At 68.2% G+C, this 4,329-nt stretch carries 4 protein-coding genes; all 4 read left to right on the forward strand.

All coding sequences use genetic code 11. The features are described from left to right. A partial coding sequence (locus AC1DY5_RS44010; RefSeq protein ID WP_478120710.1) for a hypothetical protein occupies positions 1–247 on the forward strand: 247 nt, incomplete at its 5' end. A 39-nt stretch (positions 248–286) separates the two neighbouring features. Beyond that, positions 287–784: a flavodoxin family protein gene (locus AC1DY5_RS44015; RefSeq protein ID WP_478120711.1), complete on the forward strand. Its 498-nt coding sequence runs from the start codon at positions 287–289 to the stop codon at positions 782–784. Between the two features lie 96 nt (positions 785–880). Continuing rightward, positions 881–1,906, forward strand: coding sequence for a patatin-like phospholipase family protein (locus AC1DY5_RS44020; RefSeq protein ID WP_478120712.1), 1,026 nt, complete (start codon positions 881–883; stop codon positions 1,904–1,906). Between the two features lie 5 nt (positions 1,907–1,911). Continuing rightward, positions 1,912–4,329: hypothetical protein (locus AC1DY5_RS44025; RefSeq protein WP_478120713.1), on the forward strand; the 2,418-nt coding region annotated here is incomplete at its 3' end.

Raw genomic sequence — 4,329 nt, forward strand, 5'->3', positions numbered from 1 at the left:
ACCTGCTGCGAATGGCCGCCCTTGCGCCCGAATTGGTCGGCTGGGGCACAGGTACGTGCGCAGCCGCCGCAACGGCCGGGTGAAGGGCGAAAGAGCGCCCCAAAACCTCGCCAGGCTCCCCATCAGCGCGCTTGCCGCACCGGCATGGCACCTCGGCGACGCGTTTCGCCTCCTGGACCCGGCGATCCTCAGGCGCTTTGCTCAGCAACTCTCTTCAGCCAAACGTCAAAAGCTTCTCAGCCTCTGAGTTCGCCCGCCATCGGACCGGGCCGCTATGCTGGGCGGCATGACTTCCAAGACGCTGCTCGTGGTCTATCACACCATGACCGGCGGCACCGCGCAGATGGCGCAGGCCGCCGCCGAAGGCGCGGGCGACGAACCCGGCGTGCAGGTGCGCCTGCTGCGCGCGCCGGAGGCCCACCCGGACGACGTGCTGGGCGCCGACGGCTACGTGTTCGCCACGCCCGAGAACCTCGCCGCGATGGCCGGGCTGATGAAGGACTTCTTCGACCGCTGCTACTACGCCGCGCTCGACCGCGTGAACGGCCGTCCCTACGCCGTGCTGGTGTGCGCCGGCAGTGACGGCCAGAACGCCGCGCGGCAGATCGACCGCATCGCCACCGGCTGGCGGCTGCGCGCCATCGCGCCGGCGTTGATCGTGTGCACCCATGCGCAGACGCCCGAGGCCATCGCGCGGCCCAAGCAGATCGGCGCCGAAGACCTCGCGCAATGCCGCGAGCTGGGCGCTGCGCTGGCCGCGGGGCTGGCGCTCGGCGTGTACTGACGCCTGCCGCCGAGGCACGGCCCGCATCCGCCATCTGGCCGATTGCATTCGTGCGCGACAGGTCTAGCATCCGATGCCTCTGGAGAGGGGGCCGGCATGGCATTCAAGATCGACGGCGTCGAGAAGCGGATCGGGCTCGCGCTGTCCGGCGGCGGATTCAGGGCGGCGGCGTTCCACCTGGGCGTGATGCGCCGACTGCAGGCGCTGAACCTGTTGGACAAGCTGGACCTGGTCTCGTGCGTCAGCGGCGGGAGCATCGCCGGAGGGACCCTCGCCGTGAACTGGGGCGACCCGAACTGCCTCGACAAGCTCGAGACCTACCTGCGGACGCGATCGATCGCCGTGGCGTCGGTGGTCGGCGGCATCCTCGACCCCTTCGAGTCACGGCTCGACAAGCTCGCCAATTCGTATGATCGCGACCTGTTTCAGGGCAAGTCGCTTTCAGGCCTCAAGAGCGGCCCGCGCATCTACTTCAACGCCACCAATCTCGCCACCGGCAACATGTTCTTCTTCGTCGCCGGCGGCGGCAAGGCAGAGGAAATGGGCGAACACGAACTCGGCGTGGTTGCGGCACCGGACTTCCCGATCAGCCGCGCGGTGGCCGCCTCGTCGGCATTCCCACCGGTGTTCCCGCCGCTGCTGCTGCTGCCTTCGGTCTATCCGCCGGCCGCCGCCACGGTCGAATATGTCACGCTCACCGACGGCGGCATCTACGACAACATGGGCGTGAACCCGCTGCTGCGAATGGCGCGCAACCCGATCGACTACCTGATCGTCAGCGACGGCGGCAAGCCCTTCGCCTTCGAGGACCGGCCCACCGAATCGGGCGCGGTCGTCCTGAAGGCGAGCCTCGACATCATGATGGAGCAGATCCGCGGCCTGCAGTTCGACCGCCTCCAGCACCGCCATCTCGCCGGCAAGGGCGCGCGGCCGTTGTGGTTCTCCATCGACAGCCTCGAGGGCGAGCAGCAGCAGGGCGACGCGAGCTTCGCTTCCGCGATCCCGACCAACCTGAAGAAACTCAACGACGACGAGATGCGCGTGCTCATGCGGCACGGCGGCGCGCTGCTGACGTCGCGCATCGGCAAGTACGCGCCCGAACTCGCGACGGTCGCGCCCTAGTGGCCATGGAACCGAGGATCGACAGGCACTGGCGGGTTCCGCTTCCGGTCTATCGCAGGCTGCGCGTCTTCGCCTTCGATCCTGGCACCACCGCGCGCTTCGAGACCGCGGTGATGAACGAGATGACGCTGCTGCTGCCATGGGAGGACCTGCAGCCCGGGCCGATCGGCGAGTACGTGGCCGTGGTGGACAAGGACGACCAGGGGCGCCAGGTGCATCCGGCGGTCGACCTCGACGATCCGCAGATCCTGGCGAACGACGGCCTCGCGCCTTCCGACGGCAATCCGCAGTTCCATCACCAGATGGCCTATGCGGTCGCGATGCGGACGATTCGCAACTTCGAGCGTGCGCTCGGACGATCGATCCACTGGCCGCCTGCAGTGAAGGGCCAGCGCGTGAGCTACCGCAGGCAACTCCCCATCTATCCGCACTACGTCGCGGACACCAACGCCTACTACAAGCCCGGCGACGGCCTGTGCCTGGGTTACTTCCGCGCCGGCGACACGTCCGCGTTCGCGGGCACCACGGTGTTCACCTGCCTGTCGCAGGACGTCGTCTCGCACGAGATCACGCACGCGATCCTGGACGGGATGCGCATCTCGTTCAAGGGCAAGAGCCCCGACGTCCTCGCCCTGCACGAGGCCTACGCGGACCTGATCGCTGTGCTGCAGCACTTCTGGCCCTCGGACGTGTTCCGGGGCCAGATCGCTGCGATCGGGGGAAAGCTCGAGAACTCGAGCCGCCTCGGGGCCATCGCGCCGCAATTCGGCGAAGCCCTCGGCCGGCCCGAAGGCATCCGCAACGCGCTCGGATCGATCGACGAGGCGGGCGTCTGGCATTCGCGAAAACCGGATCCGAAAGCCTACGCCGCGACGCTCGAACCGCATGATCGCGGCGCGATCGTGGTCAGCGCGGTCTTCGAGGCCCTTCGCAAGATCTACGAGGCGCGCACCTCCGACCTGCGAAGCATCGCCACCAAGGGCAGCGGAATCCTGCCCGAAGGCCAGTTGCATCCAGATCTGGTGAACCGGCTGGCGCAGGAGGCGTCGCGCTCGGCGCAGCGCGTGCTCGAGATGATCATTCGCGCGCTCGACTACATGCCGCCCGTGGAAACCACCAGCGGCGACTTCCTGCGCGCCATCGTGACCGCCGACTACGACATCCGCCCGGTCGACGACGGCAACTACCGGCTGGCCTTCATCGACGCGTTTCGCAGCTACGGCATTCCGCTTGCCGAAGTGGGCACCTTGTCGCAGGACACGATCCTCTGGCGGGCGCCGGCGAACTCCGACGCCACGCGCGCGGTGAGCGAATTCGTGCGCGAACGGTCGCGCGAATTCACGCCGTGGACGCTGCCGCGCGATCGCGAGGCGCTGTGGAAGCTGCTCGAAGACAAGCGCGCAATGCTGCACCAGCGCCTGTCCGGTGGCACGGTCGGCGCGATCGGCCCGATCGATCTGCACCGGCGCTTCGAGGTCGAGTCCTTCCATCCGCGTGAGCGCAGCGATGCGTCCGGCAACTTCGCGTTCCAGTGGGTCATCAAGCTGGTCCAGGAGGTGTCCACCACGGCGCGCGCCAAGCCGAAGGCCAAGGCACTCGAACTGGAAGGCGAAGTCGACGTCCGGCCGTGGGCTGGGGTGACGCTGATCGTCGACGCCGACACCGGGCAGGTTCGCTACCAGATCGAGCGCAAGACAGCCAAATCGACAGCCAAGAAGGGCGCCCCCCCGGCGRCACCGAAAGTCGACGCCGCCCCGATCGCCCCGGCCACGCAGCGCCTGGTGCGCGTGTTCGCCTTCGACCCCAGCATGGGCCGCCAGCGCGAGACCGCCGACATCAACGAGACCCTGATCCGCGTGCCCTGGGAGCGCGACGCCGCCGGCGCCGACATCCTCGAGCCGGGGCCGGCCGGCGAATATATCGAGGTGGTGGACCGCGATCCCGCGAGCCGGTGCTTCTACGAGCCGGTCGACCTGAACGACCGCTACGTGGTGGCGCAGCACGGCCTGCCGCCCTCGGAAAGCAGCCCGCAATTCCACCAGCAGATGGTCTATGCGGTCGCGATGCGAACCATCCGCACCTTCGAGCGCGCGCTCGGGCGATTGGCCCTGTGGCGCTCGCACGGCACGAAGGATCCCGATGGCCGATGGGGCGAGGAGTATGTCCGGCGCCTGCGCATCTATCCGCATGCGCTGCGCGAGGCCAACGCTTACTACAGCCCCGAGAAGAAGGCCTTGCTGTTCGGCTACTTCTCGACGCCGGCCTCGGCCGAGGTGAGCTCGGCGCGGCTGACCGTCTTCAGCTGCCTCTCGCACGACATCGTGGCGCACGAGGTGACGCACGCGCTGCTCGACGGCATGCACCGGCGCTTCAGCGAGCCCAGCAATCCGGACGTGCTCGCTTTCCATGAGGCCTTCGCGGAC

It is taken from the genome of Variovorax sp. P4_D9, assembly GCF_056401695.1.

What these genes read in the sequence shown, in the direction of transcription:
- AC1DY5_RS44020 (WP_478120712.1), top strand. Translation starts at nt 881, where the DNA reads ATGGCATTCAAGATCGACGGCGTCGAGAAGCGGATCGGGCTCGCGCTG.
- AC1DY5_RS44015 (WP_478120711.1), top strand. Translation starts at nt 287, where the DNA reads ATGACTTCCAAGACGCTGCTCGTGGTCTATCACACCATGACCGGCGGC.